At 32.8% G+C, this 21367-nt stretch carries 24 protein-coding genes; 13 read left to right on the top strand and 11 right to left on the bottom strand.

Features of this window, described 5'->3' with window-relative positions:
• Positions 1-69: 69 nt before the first annotated feature.
• Positions 70-1479 (bottom strand): hypothetical protein, encoded by a 1410-nt coding sequence (locus IRZ99_RS08885; protein WP_194656940.1) that lies wholly within the window; start codon positions 1477-1479, stop codon positions 70-72.
• Between the two features lie 120 nt (positions 1480-1599).
• Here IRZ99_RS08885 and IRZ99_RS08880 point away from each other — a divergent pair, with 120 nt between their 5' ends.
• Complete coding sequence (locus IRZ99_RS08880; protein WP_194656939.1) at positions 1600-2661, top strand: oxidoreductase; 1062 nt, start codon at positions 1600-1602, stop codon at positions 2659-2661.
• Positions 2662-2745: 84 nt separating this feature from the next.
• Here the strand turns inward: IRZ99_RS08880 and IRZ99_RS08875 are convergent, their stop codons facing one another.
• The 5 genes from IRZ99_RS08875 to IRZ99_RS21190 form a co-directional block, all read right to left on the bottom strand.
• Positions 2746-3201 carry a sensor of ECF-type sigma factor gene (locus tag IRZ99_RS08875; RefSeq protein ID WP_194656938.1) on the bottom strand — a complete coding sequence of 152 codons (456 nt, stop codon included), beginning with the start codon at positions 3199-3201 and terminating at the stop codon, positions 2746-2748.
• A gap of 17 nt (positions 3202-3218) precedes the next feature.
• Complete coding sequence (locus IRZ99_RS08870; protein WP_194656937.1) at positions 3219-3635, bottom strand: hypothetical protein; 417 nt, start codon at positions 3633-3635, stop codon at positions 3219-3221.
• A 33-nt stretch (positions 3636-3668) separates the two neighbouring features.
• The gene (locus tag IRZ99_RS08865) at positions 3669-4211 is read right to left on the bottom strand and encodes an RNA polymerase sigma factor (RefSeq protein WP_194656936.1); all 543 of its coding nucleotides are present in this window, start codon (positions 4209-4211) and stop codon (positions 3669-3671) included.
• Positions 4212-4313: 102 nt separating this feature from the next.
• Positions 4314-5453, bottom strand: a complete 1140-nt coding sequence (locus tag IRZ99_RS08860) for an SRPBCC family protein (protein ID WP_194656935.1) — start codon at positions 5451-5453, stop codon at positions 4314-4316.
• 197 nt (positions 5454-5650) lie between these two features.
• Positions 5651-5839 carry a hypothetical protein gene (locus IRZ99_RS21190; protein ID WP_072972699.1) on the bottom strand — a complete coding sequence of 63 codons (189 nt, stop codon included), beginning with the start codon at positions 5837-5839 and terminating at the stop codon, positions 5651-5653.
• 93 nt (positions 5840-5932) lie between these two features.
• On the opposite strand from IRZ99_RS21190, the gene IRZ99_RS08855 reads away from it, so the two are divergent.
• Positions 5933-6313 (top strand): nucleoside triphosphate pyrophosphohydrolase family protein, encoded by a 381-nt coding sequence (locus tag IRZ99_RS08855; protein WP_194656934.1) that lies wholly within the window; start codon positions 5933-5935, stop codon positions 6311-6313.
• Positions 6314-6373: 60 nt separating this feature from the next.
• Here the strand turns inward: IRZ99_RS08855 and IRZ99_RS08850 are convergent, their stop codons facing one another.
• Positions 6374-7444 carry a branched-chain amino acid aminotransferase gene (locus IRZ99_RS08850; protein WP_194656933.1) on the bottom strand — a complete coding sequence of 357 codons (1071 nt, stop codon included), beginning with the start codon at positions 7442-7444 and terminating at the stop codon, positions 6374-6376.
• A 307-nt stretch (positions 7445-7751) separates the two neighbouring features.
• Between IRZ99_RS08850 and mnmD the strand changes: the two genes are divergently transcribed.
• The gene (gene mnmD / locus IRZ99_RS08845) at positions 7752-8417 is read left to right on the top strand and encodes a tRNA (5-methylaminomethyl-2-thiouridine)(34)-methyltransferase MnmD (RefSeq protein ID WP_194656932.1); all 666 of its coding nucleotides are present in this window, start codon (positions 7752-7754) and stop codon (positions 8415-8417) included.
• 166 nt (positions 8418-8583) lie between these two features.
• Positions 8584-8781: a hypothetical protein gene (locus tag IRZ99_RS21185; RefSeq protein ID WP_017496117.1), complete on the top strand. Its 198-nt coding sequence runs from the start codon at positions 8584-8586 to the stop codon at positions 8779-8781.
• Between the two features lie 32 nt (positions 8782-8813).
• Here the strand turns inward: IRZ99_RS21185 and IRZ99_RS08840 are convergent, their stop codons facing one another.
• The gene (locus tag IRZ99_RS08840) at positions 8814-9755 is read right to left on the bottom strand and encodes a LysR substrate-binding domain-containing protein (RefSeq protein ID WP_194656931.1); all 942 of its coding nucleotides are present in this window, start codon (positions 9753-9755) and stop codon (positions 8814-8816) included.
• A gap of 108 nt (positions 9756-9863) precedes the next feature.
• On the opposite strand from IRZ99_RS08840, the gene IRZ99_RS08835 reads away from it, so the two are divergent.
• The 4 genes from IRZ99_RS08835 to can all read left to right on the top strand — a co-directional run bounded on the left by IRZ99_RS08835 (position 9864) and on the right by can (position 13250).
• Positions 9864-10343 carry a Dps family protein gene (locus IRZ99_RS08835; RefSeq protein WP_194656930.1) on the top strand — a complete coding sequence of 160 codons (480 nt, stop codon included), beginning with the start codon at positions 9864-9866 and terminating at the stop codon, positions 10341-10343.
• A gap of 134 nt (positions 10344-10477) precedes the next feature.
• Positions 10478-10762, top strand: a complete 285-nt coding sequence (locus IRZ99_RS08830; RefSeq protein WP_194656929.1) for a hypothetical protein — start codon at positions 10478-10480, stop codon at positions 10760-10762.
• Positions 10763-10841: 79 nt separating this feature from the next.
• The gene (locus tag IRZ99_RS08825) at positions 10842-12482 is read left to right on the top strand and encodes a SulP family inorganic anion transporter (protein ID WP_194656928.1); all 1641 of its coding nucleotides are present in this window, start codon (positions 10842-10844) and stop codon (positions 12480-12482) included.
• 129 nt (positions 12483-12611) lie between these two features.
• The gene (gene can / locus IRZ99_RS08820; RefSeq protein WP_194656927.1) at positions 12612-13250 is read left to right on the top strand and encodes a carbonate dehydratase; all 639 of its coding nucleotides are present in this window, start codon (positions 12612-12614) and stop codon (positions 13248-13250) included.
• Between the two features lie 49 nt (positions 13251-13299).
• Here the strand turns inward: can and IRZ99_RS08815 are convergent, their stop codons facing one another.
• Together IRZ99_RS08815 and IRZ99_RS08810 are read right to left on the bottom strand one after the other, a co-directional pair.
• Positions 13300-14502, bottom strand: a complete 1203-nt coding sequence (locus tag IRZ99_RS08815) for an LETM1-related biofilm-associated protein (RefSeq protein ID WP_194656926.1) — start codon at positions 14500-14502, stop codon at positions 13300-13302.
• Positions 14503-14607: 105 nt separating this feature from the next.
• On the bottom strand, positions 14608-15135 hold the full coding sequence (locus IRZ99_RS08810) for a superoxide dismutase family protein (protein ID WP_194656925.1): 528 nt from the start codon (positions 15133-15135) through the stop codon (positions 14608-14610).
• A gap of 213 nt (positions 15136-15348) precedes the next feature.
• On the opposite strand from IRZ99_RS08810, the gene IRZ99_RS08805 reads away from it, so the two are divergent.
• The 4 genes from IRZ99_RS08805 to IRZ99_RS08790 all read left to right on the top strand — a co-directional run bounded on the left by IRZ99_RS08805 (position 15349) and on the right by IRZ99_RS08790 (position 17875).
• On the top strand, positions 15349-15774 hold the full coding sequence (locus IRZ99_RS08805; RefSeq protein ID WP_194656924.1) for an META domain-containing protein: 426 nt from the start codon (positions 15349-15351) through the stop codon (positions 15772-15774).
• Between the two features lie 36 nt (positions 15775-15810).
• Complete coding sequence (locus IRZ99_RS08800; RefSeq protein ID WP_194656923.1) at positions 15811-16332, top strand: DUF4251 domain-containing protein; 522 nt, start codon at positions 15811-15813, stop codon at positions 16330-16332.
• A 54-nt stretch (positions 16333-16386) separates the two neighbouring features.
• Positions 16387-17304: a transporter gene (locus tag IRZ99_RS08795; protein ID WP_194656922.1), complete on the top strand. Its 918-nt coding sequence runs from the start codon at positions 16387-16389 to the stop codon at positions 17302-17304.
• 82 nt (positions 17305-17386) lie between these two features.
• Complete coding sequence (locus tag IRZ99_RS08790; RefSeq protein ID WP_194656921.1) at positions 17387-17875, top strand: hypothetical protein; 489 nt, start codon at positions 17387-17389, stop codon at positions 17873-17875.
• A gap of 74 nt (positions 17876-17949) precedes the next feature.
• On the opposite strand, the gene IRZ99_RS08785 is transcribed toward IRZ99_RS08790, so the two are convergent.
• Complete coding sequence (locus IRZ99_RS08785; protein WP_194656920.1) at positions 17950-19044, bottom strand: glycoside hydrolase family 18 protein; 1095 nt, start codon at positions 19042-19044, stop codon at positions 17950-17952.
• Between the two features lie 253 nt (positions 19045-19297).
• Between IRZ99_RS08785 and IRZ99_RS08780 the strand changes: the two genes are divergently transcribed.
• Entirely contained in the window at positions 19298-21310 is a 2013-nt protein-coding gene (locus tag IRZ99_RS08780; protein ID WP_194656919.1) for a BCCT family transporter, read from the top strand.
• The last annotated feature ends 57 nt before the right edge of the window (positions 21311-21367 follow it).

Below are 21367 nucleotides of genomic sequence, written 5' to 3'. Positions count from 1 at the left end.
ATAGTAAAAATAAAAAAAAGCACAATTAAACAATTGTGCTTTTAGTTTTTATTGAAACCTATGTTTCGATTATATTCTTCTACCGTTACCTCTTGAACCACCAGAGTTGCTCTCTCTTTGTGGTTGACCTCCTCCTCTTGATTCCTGGCTTACTCTTGGCGCTTCAGATCTTTGAGGACTTTGAGTAGTTTGCGGTCTTGCAGTATTGGCTCTGTTTTCAGAATAGTTTCTTGGAGCTTCTGCTCTTGGAGATGAAGCTGTTCTGTTTGTACTCATTCTGTTTTCTGAATTCCCTCTAGAGTTATTCGTATTATAGTCTGAGTTTCTTGGAGCTTCTGCTCTTGGAGATGAAGCTGTTCTGTTTGTACTCATTCTGTTTTCTGAATTCCCTCTAGAGTTATTCGTATTATAGTCTGAGTTTCTCGGAGTTTCTACTCTTGGAGTTGCAGTAGTTCCGTTTGTATTCATTCTGTTTTCAGAATTTCCTCTTGAATTATTGTTTTCAGTATAATCACGTTTTGGTTCAGCAGTTCTTTGTGTACTTTCAACTCTTGAAGGTGTGCTTACTCTGTTTTGATTATCTCTTGATGAAACACGATTTGAGTTGTAGTTTCTATCAGAGTTTGTTCTATTTTGACTATAATCTCTGTTTGAATTTGTAGTATTATTAGATACTCTATTCGTGTTAGATCTGTTGCTGTTGTAAACATTAGAATTTCTGTTTGTTTCTCTGCTTGCAACACGTCTTTGATCTAATTCATATCTATTACTAACATTTGAATGTCTTTGTGCAAAACTATTGTTCGGACGCATTCTTTCATATCCGTAAGTACGTCTTGATTCGTACAATGCAGGAGCTCTGTAGCTTCTTCGGGTGTTAACATAATTGTAATGATTATTTACGTTAATGCATACGTTGATATTATTTCGGTATCTGTAAATTGGATAAGGTCTCCATGCATAATAATAAGTTGGATAATAACCCCAAGTCCAGTTAGAAATATAAGGTCTGTAGTTTGTTATCCAAAATGAGGTGTAAATTACCGGGACAACACTGTAAACTGGTTCATAAATATAGTTTGCTCCATATAAATAGCTGTTTCCTACAACCTGTACGTTTACCTGATTATAATTATCTCGTTCTACATCAATTGTCGCAATATCCTGATATACATCACGATCAAGTACTGCCTGAATAATTACGACGTGAGTTCGGGATTCTACAGATTCGATTACACGAAGATAATCAACCTGATCATCTCCATTTAAATCAAGATTTGAGATTTGATATTTTGGATCATTTAAACGTCTTTCAAAATCCTGAAGATTAGCTGATTCTCCAAAAATGGAAGCAACTGCTCTTAAATCTAAATTATCGCTGATATCTGAATTTTTCGCATATACTGTGGTTTGGCTTTGTACAGAACAAGAGCTAAGACCTATTGCTAAGAACACTAAAAAAAGTACTTTGGCTTTCATGGCAAATCATATTAAGATTAATATTCTGGGATATCCAATTACTGTGCCAGAAAAAAAAACAAAAGCTATTTTATATGTTATAATTAATTGTATTTTAGCAACACCTAAATCTCTACCTATATGAAGAAAGTATTATTGTTTTGTTGCGCTTTTGTTTTATTCGTGTCCTTTAAAACACTGAATAATAGCGATAAAAAGCTGTTTTTTAATGGTTTTACATCGATGCAGGTGGATACTTTGTTTAAGGATAAAATTAGTATTAGAGCCATTTCTATTGATAAGGATAAAATTTGGTACGGTGGAGATAATTCTCGTTTTGGATATTATGATTTAGAAAAAAAAGAAAAATTTGAGGAGCATATTTACCGCGATACCTTGAAGTTAGAGTTTAGAAGTATTGCTCAAAATTCAAAAAATATCTTTTTATTAAGCGTAGGAAATCCCGCACTTCTTTATCAGGTTTCTAAAAAAGATCACAAAGTAAAATTAGTTTATAAAGAAATTAATCCTAAAGTTTTTTACGATAGTATGCAATTTTGGAATGATAAAGAAGGGATTGCCATAGGAGATCCGACTGAGGATACTTTCTCTATTATTGTTACACGTGACGGAGGTGAATCCTGGACAAAATTATTATCAGATAAATTACCGACTAATGCTCAGGGTGAAGCGGCTTTTGCAGCAAGTAATACAAATATTGTAATAAACGGAGATGAAACCTGGCTGGTTTCAGGAGGTAAAAAAGCACGTGTCTTTTATTCTCCTGATAAAGGGAAAACATGGAAAGTAACTGATACTCCTATTGTGCAGGGGAAAACAATGACTGGTATTTTTACTGCTGATTTTTACGATTCTAAACACGGATTTATTGCCGGTGGCGATTATGAGCTTCCTAACAATAAATCTGGAAACAAGGCCTTTACTACTGATGGTGGAAAAACCTGGCAGATAATTGGTCAGAACATGGGATTTGGGTATGCATCATGTGTGCAATATGTTCCGGGAGGAAATGGTAAAGAAATTATTTGTGTTGGTTCAGAAGGAATACAATATTCTCAGAATGGAGGAGAAAACTGGACGCAATTATCAACTGATTCAAAGCTTTTTACAATTCGTTTTATTAATCGAAATACTGCAATTGCGGCAGGTCATAATAAAATGGTAAGACTGCGCTTTAAATAGAAAATAAATAGTTTAAAATAATAAGCCCCCTAAATAATAAAGCAAGTATTATTATATAGGGGGCTTATCGCTGTTGTTCCTTTATTATTTTCCGGCCTTATCGCGATATTGTTTTAGCAATTTGCGATTAAAATCATCTTCTGATTTTTTAAGCTTTAGTATTTTTTTTGCCGAAAGTATCTTTTTAAGATTTGACATGTATTTTTCACGCAAAAGATAAAGTTCTTTGTCTGTGCTTTCTATTTGATATAGCAGACTAGCGGCTTCTTTTTCTGAGATTGAATTAATTTTGTCATCATCAAGCTTACGCAGATAAGTTTTCATTTTCTCATGACGCAACTCATATTGTTTGTCATCAAAAGCATTATAAATAGGCCAGAATTTTTCTGCTTCTGTAGAAGTAAGCTCCAGTTCTGTTGTTAAAAATGATACTTTGTAGGCTTTAATTTTCTCGCGTTTTTCATCTACTTTATCATTTTGGGCATAAAATGAGAAACTGATTAAGAACATCAATAGCGGTAGTATGTTTTTAATTTTCATCTTTTTAAGTTTTTGTTTTATTCTGAAATTAAGTTTTCAAGATTAGGATTTGATGACAAAATATCTTCAAGAGTTTCCTGCTCCAGAGCAACGTTTTTGCCAAGTTTTTCAATGTCTTTAGTATCAAGCTCTTTTGCTAAATCATATTGATTTAAATTGGATTGATAAGATAAGTAAGTCTCTAAAGTAGCTTCGTCCAGTTCTTTTGATGTTGCATTGTAATTGTTTACTACAGGAATCATCAGAGTTACTACAACTGCGGCAGCAGCAACCAGTGAAAGTACTTTTTTACGTTTGTAAATCGGAATTACTTTTACTTCTTTTTCCTCGTTTATCTGTTGTAAAACTTTTGCCGATAAAGTATCAAAATAATGATCCGGAGTTTTAAATCCGGTTTGTATTTTCGGTTCGTTTTCTAATTTAAATGCTTTCATAATGTCTATAAGATAGGTTTAGTTACAAAAGGTTTAATTTGACGTAACATATAATTCAATTTTTTTAACCGCATGATGATAAGAAGCTTTCAATGCACCGACTGATGTTCCTAAAATTTCTGCAATTTCTTCGTATTTTAATTCTTCAAAATATTTCATTTTAAAGACTAATTGTTGTTTTTCCGGTAAGGTGACAATTGCTTTCTGGAGTTTAATCTGAATTTCGTCCCCGTCAAAATAAGTATCAGCTTTTAAATTATCTATGGCTTTATTTTGTAAAGCTTCGGATGTTATTCCGTTTAGCTTTGCTTTTTGGTTTAGGAATGTCAAGGCTTCATTTGTTGCAATGCGATATATCCAGGAAAAGAGTTTGCTTTCTCCCTTGAAGCTTTTTAGGTACTGAAACACTTTTACAAAAGTATTTTGTAAAACATCATCGGCATCATCATGATTCAAAACAATGTTTCGAATATGATTATACAAAGGTTTTTGATAATCAGACAAGAGTTTTTGAAACGCAATATTTTGCGTTTTAGGATCTAATAATTGTGCTATAAACTCCTTCTCGTTTGTCAAGCTTTAACCTTTATCTTGTTACAACATATAAAGTTAGGAATTTTAACCTTATAATGATTAGAATGAATTAGGAGCAAAAGGTTTAATTGGCTTTACTTTTTTTTAGAATTCTGAGTCTTCTTCTTCAGTTGTTTTTGGTGTAGCAGGAGCCGGAGTCGCTGGTTTAGCAGTTTGAGTTTCTGTCTGAGGTTGATAAACAGGAACTTTTGCAACCGGAATTACTTTAGGTTTTGTTGGAAAATAGATTTCCGTCATTAGTTTTGATGGGCTTTTTGTATCCAATTTACTAATAGTCAATATTTCCAGATGTGACCAGCTTAAATCCGGAATAATTTTTTCATTATTGATAAAAGCAGTTGTTTTGGCAATTGCTTCATTTGTATGAATGTAATCTCCTTTTAAAGTTGTTTTTACGGCTTCAAATCCATTTAGTTTTCCTGCCGTAATATCACTTCCTGCACTTGTTGAGATTTCTTTATTTATCGGTAAACAGATTGAAATTTTTGCCAATCCGCTTGCAGTGTCATAAGTATGGTAAATGATAAAAGGTTTTCCATTAGTTGATAAACTATTTGTCTCACTGAATTCTATAAGCTTTGGAATTACGATTCGTGCATTTTTATTTACCTTCGAAATTTCACTTGTAAAAGTCTGTTTGATATATGGGGTTTCTATTTTTTTAACTACTCCATTAACTTTTATCGCATAAGTTCTGGTTTCGTAATCCAGATTTTTATCGATGTTTGCCAAACTTTTTTCAGAAATAGTTCCAATGATATTATCTGAACCACCATTTAAAGCAGTGTAAATTTTAAATAAGAAACTCATAGTTCCTTTGGCTTTCCAGGTTACTTTTGTTTTGCCTGCCAAAGTATCTTTAAATGTCCAGTTGACATCTGCTGCTGTACCATCAAAATTCATTTTTTGCTGAATGCTTTCTCCTTCTTTTGTTTTTAAGGTTATGGCATTCCCTTTTCCCTCAGAACCTTCCCAATAAAAAGAGGCGCCATTACCAGCTGTTTTGTTAGGAAAAGTCATTCTCATTGTAGGATCTTCTACCGACCAGGATTCAAAATCTTCATAATTTCTAAAATCGTTTACGTAGTTGTAAACAGTCGCTCGGGGAGAGTTGATGACTTTGCTTCTTTCTACAGAAAAAATCCCTTTTTGTGTAGCAACAAAAACGGTTAGCGCAACTAAGCTTAATAACGATAAAAGAAATAAATATTTTAAAATCTTCATTGGTGGTAGGTTGATTGGTGTCGTAAAGTTATAAATTTTATTACTAGTCGCACTATAGCAGAAAAAAAATAAAAGTATACTTTTTAAATTGTTGTTTCTACTTAAAATTAACTTTAAACAGAACGATTCTGATGAAGTTTAATTGTGAAACTTCGGCATTTATTTTATATTTTTAAATATAGAAATAAATTACGAAATTATCTTTTAAAAAAGAATTTGATAACAAATAAGATGGCAATAAAAAGTAGAAAGACGATCAGGACTTTGTAGTTTCCTTTATAAAAAATCTTGTGCAATGCAAGATCTTTTCGATAAGCAAATATCATTACGATTACAAAGGCGATGAAAAAACAGACTGCGAATATTAATTGTCCCTGACTAAACATAGTTGAAAATTATTTTTGGCAAATTTAGAGAATTGTATACGAATAGTTGCTAATTTGGCTTTTCATTTCATTAAAAAACAAATTTATCTACATATGAAAAAACAAATAGACGCAGTAAAGGAATTTCATACTGCTTTTAAAATAGGACACAGTGAAACTCCGATTGCAGATGTGGGTGAAACTAAAAAGTATCTTCGTTATAATTTAATGAAGGAAGAGAACGAAGAGTATCTCGATGCAGTTCAGAATAATGATTTGGTTGAAATTGCAGATGCCCTTGGAGATATGATGTATATTTTGTGCGGAACCATTATTGAGCATGGTTTGCAGGATAAAATTGAAGCTGTTTTTGATGAAATTCAGCGTAGTAATATGAGTAAATTAGGTGAAGATGGTCAGCCAATTTATCGTGAAGACGGAAAAGTTATGAAAGGTCCAAATTACTTTAAACCCGATTTTTCTAAGCTTTTATAAAATAGAAAACCCGACAAATTCTCAGAATCTGTCGGGTTTGTTTTTATAAATATCTTTTGATTATTGAACCTTAACAGTCCAGCCAAAAGTATCTTCAGAAAGCTTGTTTTGAAGACTTGTTAGTTTTTCTTTTAATAAAGAAGCATAAGAATTTTCAATTGGAGTCATTTCGTAATAAACATCCTGATAAGAGAATCCTTTGATTACGCTAATTACGGCAGCAGTTCCGGCTCCAAAAATTTCTTTTAAAGATCCGTTTTTAGCCGCTTCTACTAATTCTGATACAAGAACAGGACGAACCTCTACATTCAATCCCTCTTTTTCAGCCATAGCAATCAAACTTTTTCTGGTAATACCATCTAAAATTCTTTCGCTTGTTGGAGCAGTCATTAAAGTGTCATTAATTCTGAAGAAAACGTTCATTGTTCCCGCTTCTTCTAATTTAGTATGCGTTGCATCATCTGTCCAGATTACTTGTTGGAAGCCGTCTTTGTTAGCCAAATTAGTTGGGTAAAACTGTGCAGCATAATTTCCAGCCGCTTTTGCAGCTCCAATTCCACCATTTGCAGCTCTACTATAATGTTCAGCTATAATTACTTTTACTTCGCCACCATAATATGATTTTGCAGGTGAAAGTAAAATCATGAATTTATATTCGTCAGACGGATTTGCAATAACACCAGGTCCTGTAGCAATCATAAAGGGACGGATGTACATACTTGCTCCGTTTCCTCTTTGAATCCATTCCTGATCGATTTTCAATAATTCATTTAAACCATCCATAAAAATAGCTTCCGGAACTTCTGGCATTGCCATACGTACAGCAGAATTATTGAAACGTTTGTAGTTTTCATCAGGTCTAAACAACCAAACATCATTATTTTCATCTTTATAAGCTTTCATTCCTTCAAAAATAGCCTGACCGTAATGAAAGACTTTTGAAGAAGGATCCATTAAAATAGGAGCATACGGCTTAATGACAGGATTTTGCCATTCTCCATTTTTAAAATCACATTCGAATAAATGGTCTGTAAAAACAGCACCAAAGTTTAAGTTTTCAAAGTCTACCGCGCTTATTTTGGAAGATGTAGCTTTTCTGATTTCAATTTTGCTTGTTTGAGTTGTACTCATAATAATATATGTTTTATCTAATTTTCATCTCAACAGAAAGACTTCTAACGTGATGATTTGGTGTAAAATAGGTTTTATTAAATGCAAAATTAAGTAAAAATATATAAATTACTTGCTAAAACTGTATTAATTACGGCCTTTAACTGAGATTTATTTATCTTATAATAAACCTAAAAAAATCACTGACTTTTATAAAGAATTTATGAAAAAAGTATCGTTTTTTAAGGCTTTACGCATTTGTTTTGACTAAATTTGACTAGTAAAATGGTCTGAAAAAGTATAAAATCAGATTGTAAATATTGAAAAGGTGGAAAGAGAAATAATTAAAACGCTAGATGGTTCAACTACAATTCATTTGAAAGAATGGGATGAATGTTATCATTCGAAACACGGTGCCATTCAGGAAGCAAAACATGTATTTATAAAAAACGGACTTTCTTTATTTGAAAAAGACCCGGTTAGTATTCTTGAAATAGGTTTTGGAACTGGATTAAATGCTTTTATTACTTTTTTAGAATCAGATAAAAAAAATCAGAAGATTGATTATGTTGGGGTAGAAGCATACCCTGTAAATGCTGAAGAAGTTTTAGCTATGAATTATGTAGAAGAGCTGGAAGCATTGGAATTTCATAACATTTTTGAGAAAATGCATAAATGTGAATGGGATAATAAAGTAGAAATTTGCGATCAGTTCTCGTTAACCAAAAGAAAACAATTTTTTGATGAAATAGATGATTTTGAAACTTTTGATTTGATTTACTTTGATGCCTTCGGGTATCGGGTTCAACCCGAATTATGGAGTACTGAAATTTTTCAGAAAATGTACAATAGTTTAAAACCAAATGGTGTTTTAGTTACATATGCTGCTCGTGGAGTTGTTAAAAGAAGTATGATTGCTGTTGGTTTTACAGTCGAAAAGTTAGCGGGTCCGCCGGGAAAACGAGAGATGTTTCGAGCCTTTAAAAGGGTTTAAATTAGTTATTTATAATGGTTCTATATTGATTTATCTGTACTAAGAAAACGGTTTCGTTGCTAAAGTTTTTAAAAAAAATAGTTAAAATAAAGCTTTGTATATGTTATTTGTTTAAATTTGGTGCGAGTTTAGAAATATAGATAACCCCCAAAAATCTTATTTTATTATGTCAAAAATGATGTTTGATTACACGAAATCAATACTTGAGAGAGTTAGTTTCGATCCGATACTTTTCTGCAAAGAGCTGGAAAAAGCTATCAAAACACTGTTACCGTATGAGATGGAACAATTGCAAGAATGGTTATTGAATTTTATTATTGAAAAACCAGAATTAAAACAAAGTCTACTACTAATAAAAGTATAAAAAAAGGAGCCAAATTGGCTCCTTTTTTATTTTTATTTCTTTGATAGCGGACTGATGATTTGCACATTCTGAAAAACAATTGCTCCTTTTACAACTCCGGCAATGGTTGATCGAAGTGCGTCAATGATTTGCATTTTTAATTCGCTCTTCGGGTAAATTAAACTTACCTCACGGGCAGGCTTTGGTTCCTTAAAATTACGTAGTTTCAGTTTATCGGAATCTTTTAAATCCATGGTGTGCAAGTACGGTAGTAACGTTGTGCCCAAGCCTTCGTCGGCCAATTTTATCAGCGTTTCAAAACTTCCGCTTTGAATCTGAAAATTGTTTTGTTCGACATCAGTTCCGTTTTTGCATAAATTCAAAATACCATCTCTAAAACAATGTCCGTCCTGCAAAAGCAAAATTTCGTTGATATTTAAGTCGGCTACCTCAATTTCTTCTTTCTGAAAATTAGCATGTTGTTCCGGTATGTAAGCTACAAACGGCTCAAAATACAACACAATTTCTTTTATTTTTTCATCTTCAAGCGGAGTAGCGGCAATGGCAGCATCAAGATGGCCATTTTTAAGTTTCACAATAATTTCATCTGTATTCAGCTCTTCGATTAAGAGTTTTACTTTTGGATATTTTTTAATGAAATTGTTCAGGAACATTGGTAAAAGAGTTGGCATAATCGTCGGTATTATTCCCAAACGGAATTCTCCTCCAATGAAACCTTTTTGCTGTTCTACAATATCTTTGATTCTATCTGCTTCGTTTACAATATTTTTAGCCTGATTTACAATTTTCTGACCAATGTCTGTAAGTTGAATAGGTTTTTTGCTTCTGTCGAAAATTAAAATGTTAAGTTCTTCTTCAATTTTCTGAATCTGCATGCTTAAAGTGGGTTGCGTCACAAAACATTTTTCGGCAGCAAGGGTAAAGTTTTTGTGTTCGGCAACTGCTAACACATATTGTAATTGAGTTATCGTCATTTTGATAGTATTTTGTGATGCAAAAATAAGAAAATATAATTTTTTTTTATAACTTTTTTTAAGGAGTTACTTTAAATTTGTAGTAACTTACTGTAAAATAATAAAAAGATGAAAACGAATATTTTAGGATTACCTGTAAAAGAGTCAGAATTGTTAGTAAAAGAATTGAATGTCTTATTGTCTAATTTTCAGGTTTACTACCAAAATTTAAGAGGGATACATTGGAATATTAGAGGAAAACGTTTCTTTGATTTACATGTAAAATTTGAGGAATTATACACAGATTCTCAATTAAAAATTGATATGATAGCGGAGAGAGTTTTGACAATTGGCGGAACTCCTTTACATACTTTTGAAGACTACATAAAAAATAACAAATTGACAGTTGGAAAAAATATTTCAAATGATGAAAAAGCAGTTCAATTGATCGTACATTCTTTATCAGATTTACTTAAAATTGAAAGAGAAATCTTAAATCAGTCAGCTGAAATCAATGATGAAGGGACAAATTCTATGATGAGTGACTTCATTGCGGAGCAGGAAAAAACGATTTGGATGATGAATGCATGGCTTGAAGAAGAGTTGTAATTCGTTGTTTATAAATAATTTAAAAAGCAGCATTATCGCTATAGATGATACTGCTTTTTTTATGAATGTTAAATTTCTATAAAAATTTTTGCTTCAGGCTTTGATTTTATTTGTTTAACACTATTTTTGCGACAATGAAATTAGTCGCTCGCATATTATTATTCATATTTATTGCTTTCCTGGCAACGCCTACTGTTGTGACGTTGATGAAGAAAAGTAATGATACGTCTATATTCTTCAGTTTTTCTGAAGAGGAGCATTCACACAAAGAACTAAAGGCTGCGGTTTATCCGGCAATACTTCACCATGAAGTTGTAATGCCTGTTTATATTGAAAAAAAGACTATCGTGTCTGAAAATATTGTAAAATTAGACAATATTTCGCCGAGCATATTTGCTCCACCTCCCAATTTAGTATAATACTTCCGATTATTTTAAACTAACTGTATTTATAGTAAATGCAGTAGATCTTTAATGTATCAATTTTTAGTATTGTATTATGTCAAAAAAAATTAATCTTTTTGCCAACCTTAAATCTGATTTTGCTTCAGGTTTGGTGGTTTTCTTGGTGGCTCTTCCATTGTGTTTAGGTATTGCAATGGCTTCTGGAGCGCCGTTATTCTCTGGAATTATCGCAGGTGTTGTTGGTGGTATTGTGGTAGGTTTTTTAAGCCAGTCACATATTAGTGTATCCGGTCCGGCAGCTGGTTTAACAGCTATTATTCTTACCGCTATCACTGATTTGGGTGCCTTCGATGTTTTTTTAATGTCTGTTTTTATTGCTGGATTAATTCAATTAGCATTAGGATTTTTAAAAGCCGGAAGTATTTCAAATTATTTTCCAACCAATGTAATCGAAGGAATGCTTGCGGGTATCGGGATTATTATTATTCTGAAACAATTGCCACACGCTTTTGGTTATGATGCTGACTTTGAGGGTGATCAGGCTTTTATTCAGAATGATGGTAGCAATTCATTCTCCTTTTTATTTGATGTAATTAATCATATTCAATTAGGAGCTGTAGTTATTTCGTTAGTTTCATTTGTAATATTAATTGCCTGGGATAAAGTTTCTTTTTTGAAGAAACTAAAACTAGTTCCGGGAGCACTTATCGCGGTTATTGCAGGTGTAGTTTTAAATGAAGTTTTTACTTCTACAGGAAGCTCATTGGCAATTGCAAAAGAACATTTGGTTTCTTTGCCAGTTCCAAAATCTTTTGACGAATTTAAATCAATTCTTATTACGCCAAATTTTGCTGCCGTAACAAATCCGCAGGTTTGGGTAGTAGCTGTTACAATTGCCATTGTAGCTTCTATTGAAACTTTACTATGTATTGAAGCTGCTGACAGAATGGACGTTCAAAAACGTTATACCAACACAAATGTTGAGTTAAGAGCTCAGGGAATTGGTAATATCGTGAGTTCACTTTTAGGAGGTTTACCAATGACATCAGTTGTAGTTAGATCATCTGCAAATAATAATGCAGGTGCAAAATCTAAGATGTCAGCTATTATTCACGGTGTACTTTTGTTAGTAAGTGTATTGAGTATTCCGGCAATATTAAATAAAATTCCGTTGGCTACTTTAGCAACTGTTTTAATATTAGTTGGATACAAACTAGCTAAACCGGCAACTTTCTTCCATTTCTGGGAAAAAGGAAAATACCAATTCGTGCCTTTTATTGCCACTTTAGTATTTGTTGTAGCGACAGATTTATTGAAAGGTGTTGCATTAGGAATTATCATCAGTATTATTTTTGTACTGAGAGGAAACCTGAAAAGAGCTTACAGCTTTAAAAAAGAAGAATACGAAGACGGCGATGTTATTCATATCGACTTAGCTCAGGAAGTTTCTTTCTTGAACAAAGCAGCTATTAAGTTGACATTAAATGAGATTCCTGAAAACTCAAAAGTCATTATCAACGCACACGATACAGAATATATTGCACACGATGTTTTGGATTTAATTCGTGAGTTTAAAGAAACTCGTGCTATTGATGAAAATATCAAAGTAAAACTGAAAGGCTTTAAGAAAGCTTACGAGTTAGAGAATACACCTGACAAAGACAATCATGTTACAATCGAACATTATTATGATGTTGCGAAGAGAGCATTGGTTAAAAAGGAAACCTCAAAATAGAAATTTAAAACAAATTAAATAAATTAAGGGATTTCTAAACGGTGAGAATTATCAAAAATTAAATAACTTTACAGTTAGGTTACTTTGATGTGTTTAAACATATAGAAATTCCATTTAAAATAAAAAAGAATGAGAAAGTTTTATGAGCAGTTATTAGAAAACAATAAAGAGTGGGTTGAAAAATCATTAGCATTAGACCCAAATTATTTCGCAGATTTAGCAAAAGGACAAACTCCACCATTATTATGGATTGGATGTTCTGATAGTCGTGTTCCTGCAAATGAAATTATTGGTGCTAAGCCGGGTGAAGTTTTTGTACACCGTAATATTGCTAATATGGTTGTTCACTCAGACATGAATATGTTAAGTGTATTGGATTATGCAGTAAATGTTTTAAAAGTAAAACACGTTATTGTTTGTGGACATTATGGATGTGGTGGTGTAAAAGCAGCTATGGGAAATATGTCAGTTGGAATTATCGACAACTGGATTCGTCATATTAAAGACGAGTACCGTTTACACGATAAATACTTAAATTCGATTGAAGATGAAACAGAGCGTTTTAATGCTTTTGTTGAAATCAATGCTAAAGAGCAAGTTTATAACTTAGCAAAAACTTCAATTGTACAAGGAGCATGGAAAAATGGTCAGGATCTAATGCTTCACGGATGGGTTTACGGATTAAATTCAGGTTTTGTAACTGATTTAAATGTAAATATTAGTTCGAATGCTGAATTGGATGATGTATATCAATTGAGTAATCTATAACTAGATAAAATTATAAGAATAAAAAATCGCCTCAAAAGGGCGATTTTTTTTATTCGTTTTCGTCTAGATTTTCGTTGAAGGCTGATGGTAACATCGTTGGAATAAACTTTATTAAGATCGGCAACAACAAACTTCCGCCGGGAAGTAAAAAGATAGTAAGTGATGGAATCGTTTTACAGATATCCAAAAGCTGTTTTTTTACTTTTTTCTTTTCCTTGGCATCCAAGTCTCTGGTGGTAGAATAAGCCAGCAGTACCATTAATTCTTTACTCTGAACAATTTCCTTAACCAGTCTGTTTTTATTTCTAATAATCAATTTTACGACCGTGTGTGTCATTTGATCATAAAAATGTTTTACCGGATTCGAATAATTAAAATACGGTATCTTCTTTTTATGTGTTGTAATGAACGAATTAGTAGTATCAATACTGTGCGTTACAAAATCGTCTGAAACCCGCATCATTGATCCTAAAGAATATAAGAAGTAAGCTTCTTCATTCTCTACCACGCCATCACTCCATAAAGCCATTCCGGCCATATCGATCAGGTAATAATGCTCCAGTTTATTAGTAAAATATTCTAATTGTAAAGTTTCTAAAGTATCAACCGTAACTTTTGAAAATTTCGAATAGCGAATAGAAGCTTCAAAAAGCTTAATTAATAAATCATCATGCTGCGATTTTATTGTTTTGGTTTTTAAGGCCAAGCCAACAATACCAAGAACGGTTTCTTCAATTCGCTTTAAATATTTCTCCGGAATTGCACCATGTTCTAAATATTGTCTAAAAGCTAATACATCAATAAATAACAAGGCATTGGTTACCAGATGCGAAAAGTTTTTACTGATAATGCTGTCATTAGTTTGTACTCTCTGATCGATTATACTTTCTAATGAAAGGGAAGGAGTATCTTTTGGAAGTAAAATTTTAAACAGACTAAATCCTTCAGGATTCATTTCTTTATAAAATTTTAAAACTTCAGTAGTGAAATTGTTTGGTTCAGAATTTCTTTTTTCCAGACAAAAAACACCATACAAAGTATTTAACAAGGCAATTTTAGAAATCTCGGTTTTGAACCAGCCTTTTATCGGAATAGGAATTTGAGAATCAATCGAAATGATATGCCCATAAATAAATCCGGTTGCTCTGACTTTATCGTAAAACGATTCATTAGTCTCAAAAGGAATAGCTTCTGAAAACTTTTGTTCGCTAAAAAACTTATCTATCCAACCTGGTGCTGATGGGTTAATCATTAACTTTTGTTTGAGGCTACAAAGCTATATCTTTTTCTTGTTTTAGAATTACTTTAAAATGAAATAACCACTAGATTTTGTGAAAAAATAGTGGTTATTGTATTTTTATTTGATGATCCCTGCGCAGGCAACCCTACCGCCGGCATTTCCAGTTGGTTGTGTCGTGAAATCATCTGTTCCCTGATGTACGATTAAACCTTTGCCTAAAACATCCTTAGTTTCGTCTCCACAACCAACACACCATTCATCGGTAGTTAATGTAATGGTTCCGTTTCCTTTTGCGTCAGCAGTGAAGTTTCCAATATCTCCTTTGTGATATTCACCAACTCCCCATTTTCCGTGTTTTTTAAAGGTTGGATTCCAGTGTCCGCCAGCTGAACTTCCATCGGCAGCAGTACAATCTGATTTTTCGTGAATATGTATAGCGTGAACTCCAGGCTGTAATCCGGCAACTTTTGCAACAAACGTTACTTTTCCGTTTTTCTCTGTAAAAGTAGCTGTTCCGCTTACAGTGCTATTACTTTTTGGCTCTAAATTTACAGTTAAAGTTTTGGCATCATTCGACTTTGTACTCGTCTTACAGCCAATAATTAAGGCGGCAATTATAGCGAAAGAAACTATTATTTTTTTCATACGTGAGGCTTTTAAATTAAAGATTAAGTAAATTTAACATAAAAAATACGATATAACTTAACGTCTTAAGTTAAAAAAATCTAAAACTATTAGTCGTATTTTACTAATAGTTTGAGGCTGAAGACAAAAATATTGTTTAAATTCGTAGAGGTTTTTAACGAAAATTTTCCCAAATTCGATTTTCTAATTCATTAATATTTAATCTTTAACGTTATGATGAAGAATGTTTTTATCCTGGTTTTTTTAAGCGCCATACTAATTTCGTGTAAATGCAAAAAAGTAGATTCAGTTTCTAAGCTAGAGGGAAATTGGGAACTAAATTATATTTCGGGTCCAAGAATCGCTTTCGATGGATTATATCCAACTAAAAAACCAACTATAAATTTTGACCTGAAAGAAAATCATATTTCAGGGAACAGCAGTTGTAATTCTTTTAACGGAAAACTGATTCTAGACGGTAATAAAATTGATTTCACTCAACCTATGGCGATGACAAAAATGATGTGCCAGGACGGACAAGGAGAACAAGTATTTATGAGCACTTTGCAAAAAATAACTTCTTATGACGTGACAGATGATGGCAGGACTCTCAATCTTATTTCTGGTGACATTGCTATGATGCGATTTACTAAAAAATAAAAGTTTCATTGATTTAACTCTTTTAAAAATTTATTTATGAAACGTAAATTTTCCATTTTATTAGTGTTATTGTACTTTTTAAGCTTTCCGGTTTTGGCTCAGGAAAAAACAAAGAAAGAATTAAAAGCAGAACGCGAATTACAGAAACAAAAAGAAATTGAAGCACTTATCGATTCTAAAAATTTTGTTTTTGAAGCGCAAAAAGCAACTCCTCAAGGAGGCAGGATGTTGAATTTAGATTACAATACCTATTTTTTGAAATTTAATACAGAGAAAACAACTTGTGATTTGCCTTTCTTTGGCCGTGCTTTTAATGTACCATATGGCGGAGATGGAGGTATAAAATTTGAAGGTGTGCCGGAAGACGTAAAGATTGAAAAAAAGAAAAAATCGTACAACGTCAAAGCAACAGTTAAAGGTAAGGATGACGTTTACACGCTGTATTTTAATATTTTTTTTGATGGAGGAGCGTCGCTTTCTATTAGTAGCAATAATAGAGCATCGATTTCATATGATGGAGAAATTGAAGCTCCAAAAACGGATGAAATTAAGAAATAAGAATACTAAGAGCGTCTTTAGTTTTAATAATCATATCCCCGAATTCTTTACTTTATGCCAAAAAATACTTTTTATGTCTTGATTCAGAAACACCATTTTATAATATTGTTTCTACTAGGAATGTTTTCAGGTTTTAGCCAGGATTTAGAACCGCGAGTATACGCAAATGTTCCAAAAAAATTAAATGTAGCCGCCATTGGATATGCTTATATGGATGGAAATGTCTTAACAGAACCATCATTGCCAATTTCTGATTTTGTTATTCAAAGTCATAATCTGGCTGCAACTTATGTGAGAACATTTGGTTTATCAGGTAAATTGGCTCGCGTACAAGTTGCACTGCCTTTCACTTTTATGGACGGATCTGCGAATGTAAATGGTGAAAACATAACAGGATCAAGAACGGGCTTTGGCGATATGAAAGTTCGACTTGGTGTAAATCTGTTAGGTTCTCCCGCTCTTGATAAAGCCGAATTTAGAAAATTTGAGCAAAAAACCATTTTAGGGGTGAGTTTAGTAACGTCAATCCCAACTGGAAAATATTACGACGATAAGCAAGTGAATATTGGTACAAACCGTTGGGGATTTAAACCTGAAATAGGTATCTCGCAGCGGTTCTCTCATTTTTATGCTGAAGTTTATGGTGGCGTCTGGTTTTATACTGATAACAATGATTTTTTAGGAAAAAAGTTGGAGCAGAAGCATACTTACAGTTTGCAGGCGCACGGTAGCTATTATTTCAAGAATAGTATGTGGATTGGTCTTAATACTAATTGGTTTTTTGGAGGTGAAACCATAACAGATGGTGTTTCTGATGATAGTCAAATAGATAATTGGAGAGTTGGTGCAACATTTTCTACACCAATTGCAAAAGGTCAGAGTATCAAGTTTCAATACCATATTGGTGCCTATACCAACAACGGATTGAATTATTACGCTTTAACAGCGGCTTATCAATACTCATTCTTTTAAAGAATGGAAATAATGTAATGTGTTTAAAATCAGTATATTTGATAGGGAATAAATGTTTAAAATTAATCTAAAACCAAAAACCATGAAAAAATTAAGTCTTATTCTTGTTTTGGCAATCGCCTCGTTTTCATCGTATGCTCAATCTTCTTATAAAGAAGATGTAGAATTAGTGCAGAGTATTTATGGAAAATCTAAAAGTGATCTTGTAAGGCAATATATGAATTTGTCTGATACTCAGGCGGCAGCTTTTACAAAAGTTTACGATAATTATGAAACAGAGCGCAAGGGGCTCGGACAAACAAAGTTACAGCTGATAAATAATTATGCTGAAAGTTATGCAACACTTACCGATGAAAAAGCAGATGAATTAGCCAAGGGAACTTTGAAAAATAATCAGGATTACGAAAAGTTATATTCGAAAACATACGGACAAATGAAAAAAGCAATTGGTGCAATTAATGCTGCAAAATTTATTCAGCTAGAGGTCTATCTTCAGACTGTTATTCGTAACGAAATTCAGGAGTCAATTCCTTTTATAGGAGAATTAGATAAAACAAAAGTTCAGCCGTAATTTTCTTTTAGATATAAAAAAAAGCGACAGTTGTAGAAATCTATAACTGCCGCTTTTTTTATTTTTTAAACTCTTTATTTTGCTGTTTTAACTTCGTAAATAGCATTTACCATTCCATTTTTCGGACTATCCAGTGTAAGCTCCCAAAACATGATACCGCCTAATTTTTTAGCTTTCACATATTCTGTTTTTGCTTTTATAGATCTAACATCATCAGATGTTGCAAATGTTTTTGTCGTTGCATTATACCAATATGGCGCTTGCGCTTTTTCGTCATAAAAATATTTCCACCCATTTGCTTCTGTATAAGTTGTAGCAAAGTTTTTAAAATCAGCACCAGGAATGTGCTCACCAGCCTGATATAAACCATTGTTGATGTTTTCAACATTCTTCCATGTTCTGGTATAAAAAGCACCACCAATAACTAATTTTTCTGCTGGAACACCTGCTTTTAATAAGTAAGTTACAGCTCTGTCAGTTGATTCTTCTTTTGGATTTGTGCTGTATAAGGGTGTATGATGTCCTGTTACCTTAGAATATCCGTTTACTAAATCGTAACTCATGATATTAATACGATTTACATATGGTGCAACGCCTTTCCAGTCTATAGATTCATCTAAACATTTTTGAAAACCTCCTGCGGCAAAACTTAGTTCATACTTTTTACCCAGAGTTGAGCGCAATTTTTTCAATAAATCAGTAAAATTAGGCTTATCCGCGGCTTGGTATAAATGACCTGGCAGACCTTCAATTGATGGATATTCCCAGTCTAAATCTAAACCGTCTACTTTGAAATAATCACTAACTTCTTTCACGGATTTTGCAAAAGTAAGTCTGCCTTCATCTGTTGAAAATGCTGCAGAACATGGCTCGCAGCCACCCCATCCACCAAGAGATAATACAATTTTAAGTTGTGGATTTGTAGCTTTTAAAGAAACTAAATGTTTAATTGTGATTGAATCTTTAGGGGAATCAACACTTAGTTTGCCGTTTCTTAAATGACAAAAACTAAAAATAATTTGATCTAGTTTATTGACTTCATATTCGTTAATCAATTTGTCATCGCCTGTGTAGTATGCAATGATATCCATTTTTTTATTTTTTTGTGCAAAAGTATTTGTGGTACATAAGCACAATAATAAAAAGGCAATCAGGTTAATTTGTTTCATTTTAAAGTTTTTAGTTTTTTGAAGGTTAAATATAAAACTTTTAGAAATAAAATATTAGTTAAATAGTAACATAGTATTAAGTCAATTTGTTATACTCTTTTGTAAACAATTATTTATAGTAGTAAATAAGGAAGTTATTTCTTTTTGATTAAATTTACAATGCATTGATTAAAAGATTTTTGGAGTATTTTTTTATTCAATACTTCCTCGATTTAGACCCTTTTAGAGAATAACAATAATAAATCATTCCTATATGAATAAATCTGCCAATTCAAATGTCTTTCAAACCAATTTTACTAAATCAGTTGCTTTTCCGAGTTTAGCTATTATTATTGCCATTTCATTGTTTTGTGGTTTCTTTTCAAAAGAGGCAGAGCAGTCTTTTAATTTCGTAAAAGATATCATATTCAGAAATCTGAGCTGGCTTTACGTATTGTTAGTTACCGTTTTTGTTTTGTTTTTGATTACACTCGCGATCAGTAAATTCGGCAAAATCAAATTAGGAGCAGATGATTCGGAACCTGAATATTCTTTTTTTTCCTGGGTAGCCATGCTCTTTGCTGCCGGAATGGGAATTGGTTTGATGTACTTTGGAGTAGGAGAGACGATGTCACATTATGCAACGCCCGCAAATGCAAATTTGGCTGAAAATTTAAGAGCGAAAGAAGCGCAACTCTATACTTTTTTCCATTGGGGTTTTCATGCGTGGTCGATTTATGGTGTAGTAGGTTTGTCTCTTGCTTATTTTGCTTATAGACATAACTTACCTTTAGCAATTCGAAGCGGATTTTATCCCATTCTGAAAAGTAGAATACATGGTAAATTTGGAAATATTGTTGATGTTTTTGGTTTGTGCAGTACTTTTTTCGGAATTGCAACTACACTTGGTTTTGGTGTGGTTCAGTTAAACGCTGGCTTAGTGAGTCTGGGACTTATTCCGGATTCCAGCTTTAAATATCAAGTACCAATAGTTTTGGTTGTGATGATTATTGCTGTTTTTTCGGCCATTTCCGGTTTAGGAAAAGGAGTTAAAAAACTGAGCGAGCTAAATATAATGATGGCGGTTTTATTAATGTTGTTTATATTGATTTGCGGACCAACAATCTATATCCTGAGCACTTTTACTGAAGGTTTAGGACATTATATTAGTCATTTTATATCGCTTACGTTTAATACCTATGCCTACGAAAAAGGTAGTCAGGAATGGTTCTCTAATTGGACCATTTTATATTGGGCATGGTGGATTTCCTGGGCGCCTTACGTTGGATTATTTATTGCGAAAATTTCTAAAGGAAGAACTATCCGGGAATTCATTCTGGCTGTTTTATTCCTTCCTTCATTTTTTAATTTTCTTTGGATGACTGTTTTCGGAAGCAGTGCAGTATGGATTGACGAGCACGTCGCTCATGGTGCTTTAAGCGAATTCGCAAATAATCCGGATACCTTGTTGTTTAATTTCTTTACTTATTTTCCGCTTACCACATTTTTAAATGTTTTATCTATTTTGATAATCTGCGTGTTTTTTATCACTTCAGCCGATTCCGGAATATTTATAATGAATGGAATAGCCTCAAAAGGCGCAATAAGCTCGCCTAAATGGCAAAGTGTTTTTTGGGGTGTTCTGTTGTCGCTTTTGTCTTTAAGTTTACTACGCTCCGGCGGTTTGGCTTCGCTCCAGACAATGACATTAATTACGGCTTTACCTTTCGGAATTATTATGGCTTTACTCTGCTATAATCTCTGGAAAGCTTTGGTTGTGGATAGTGAATACAGTGAAAAAAAATATTCGCATGGAAGTTTAAACTGGAATAATAATAATTGGCGGGAACATTTAGAAAAAATTGTAACCGTTTCCCAGAAGAAAGATGTCCACAAATTTCTGAATGAAACCGTAAAAAAAGCTTTTGAAGAATTAGCAGTAGAATTATCAAAAAACAATATAGAAGCCCATATAAATTCCTTTACTGATCCACAGCAGGCAATTGAATTGGAAATAAAATACGATCAGTTGCGAAACTTTAAATATGGCGTTATGGCTCAAAAACAAACCGTTTCTGAAACATTAATTAATGAAAAAAATACGCCGGATATTGATTCCGAGGTAATTTTCCAACCCATAACCTATTTTGGAGATCATCGTATGGGGTACGATATTCAATATTTCAGCAAAGACGGAATTATTTCTGATGTGCTGAGAGAATATGAACGTTTCCTAAATCTAAGTTCAGAAGGAGATCACGATTTGATCATGAAACCGATAAATTAATTGTTAATTGTGAATGGTTAATTATAAATTAATTGGAATATAAAATGCCACAGATTA

Origin of the sequence: Flavobacterium sp. LC2016-12, assembly GCF_015351595.1 — a bacterium.
In the GTDB taxonomy this organism is placed as follows: domain Bacteria; phylum Bacteroidota; class Bacteroidia; order Flavobacteriales; family Flavobacteriaceae; genus Flavobacterium.
The sequence above is the reverse complement of the archived record's forward strand: the minus strand, read 5'-3'. Positions and strand labels throughout refer to the sequence as shown.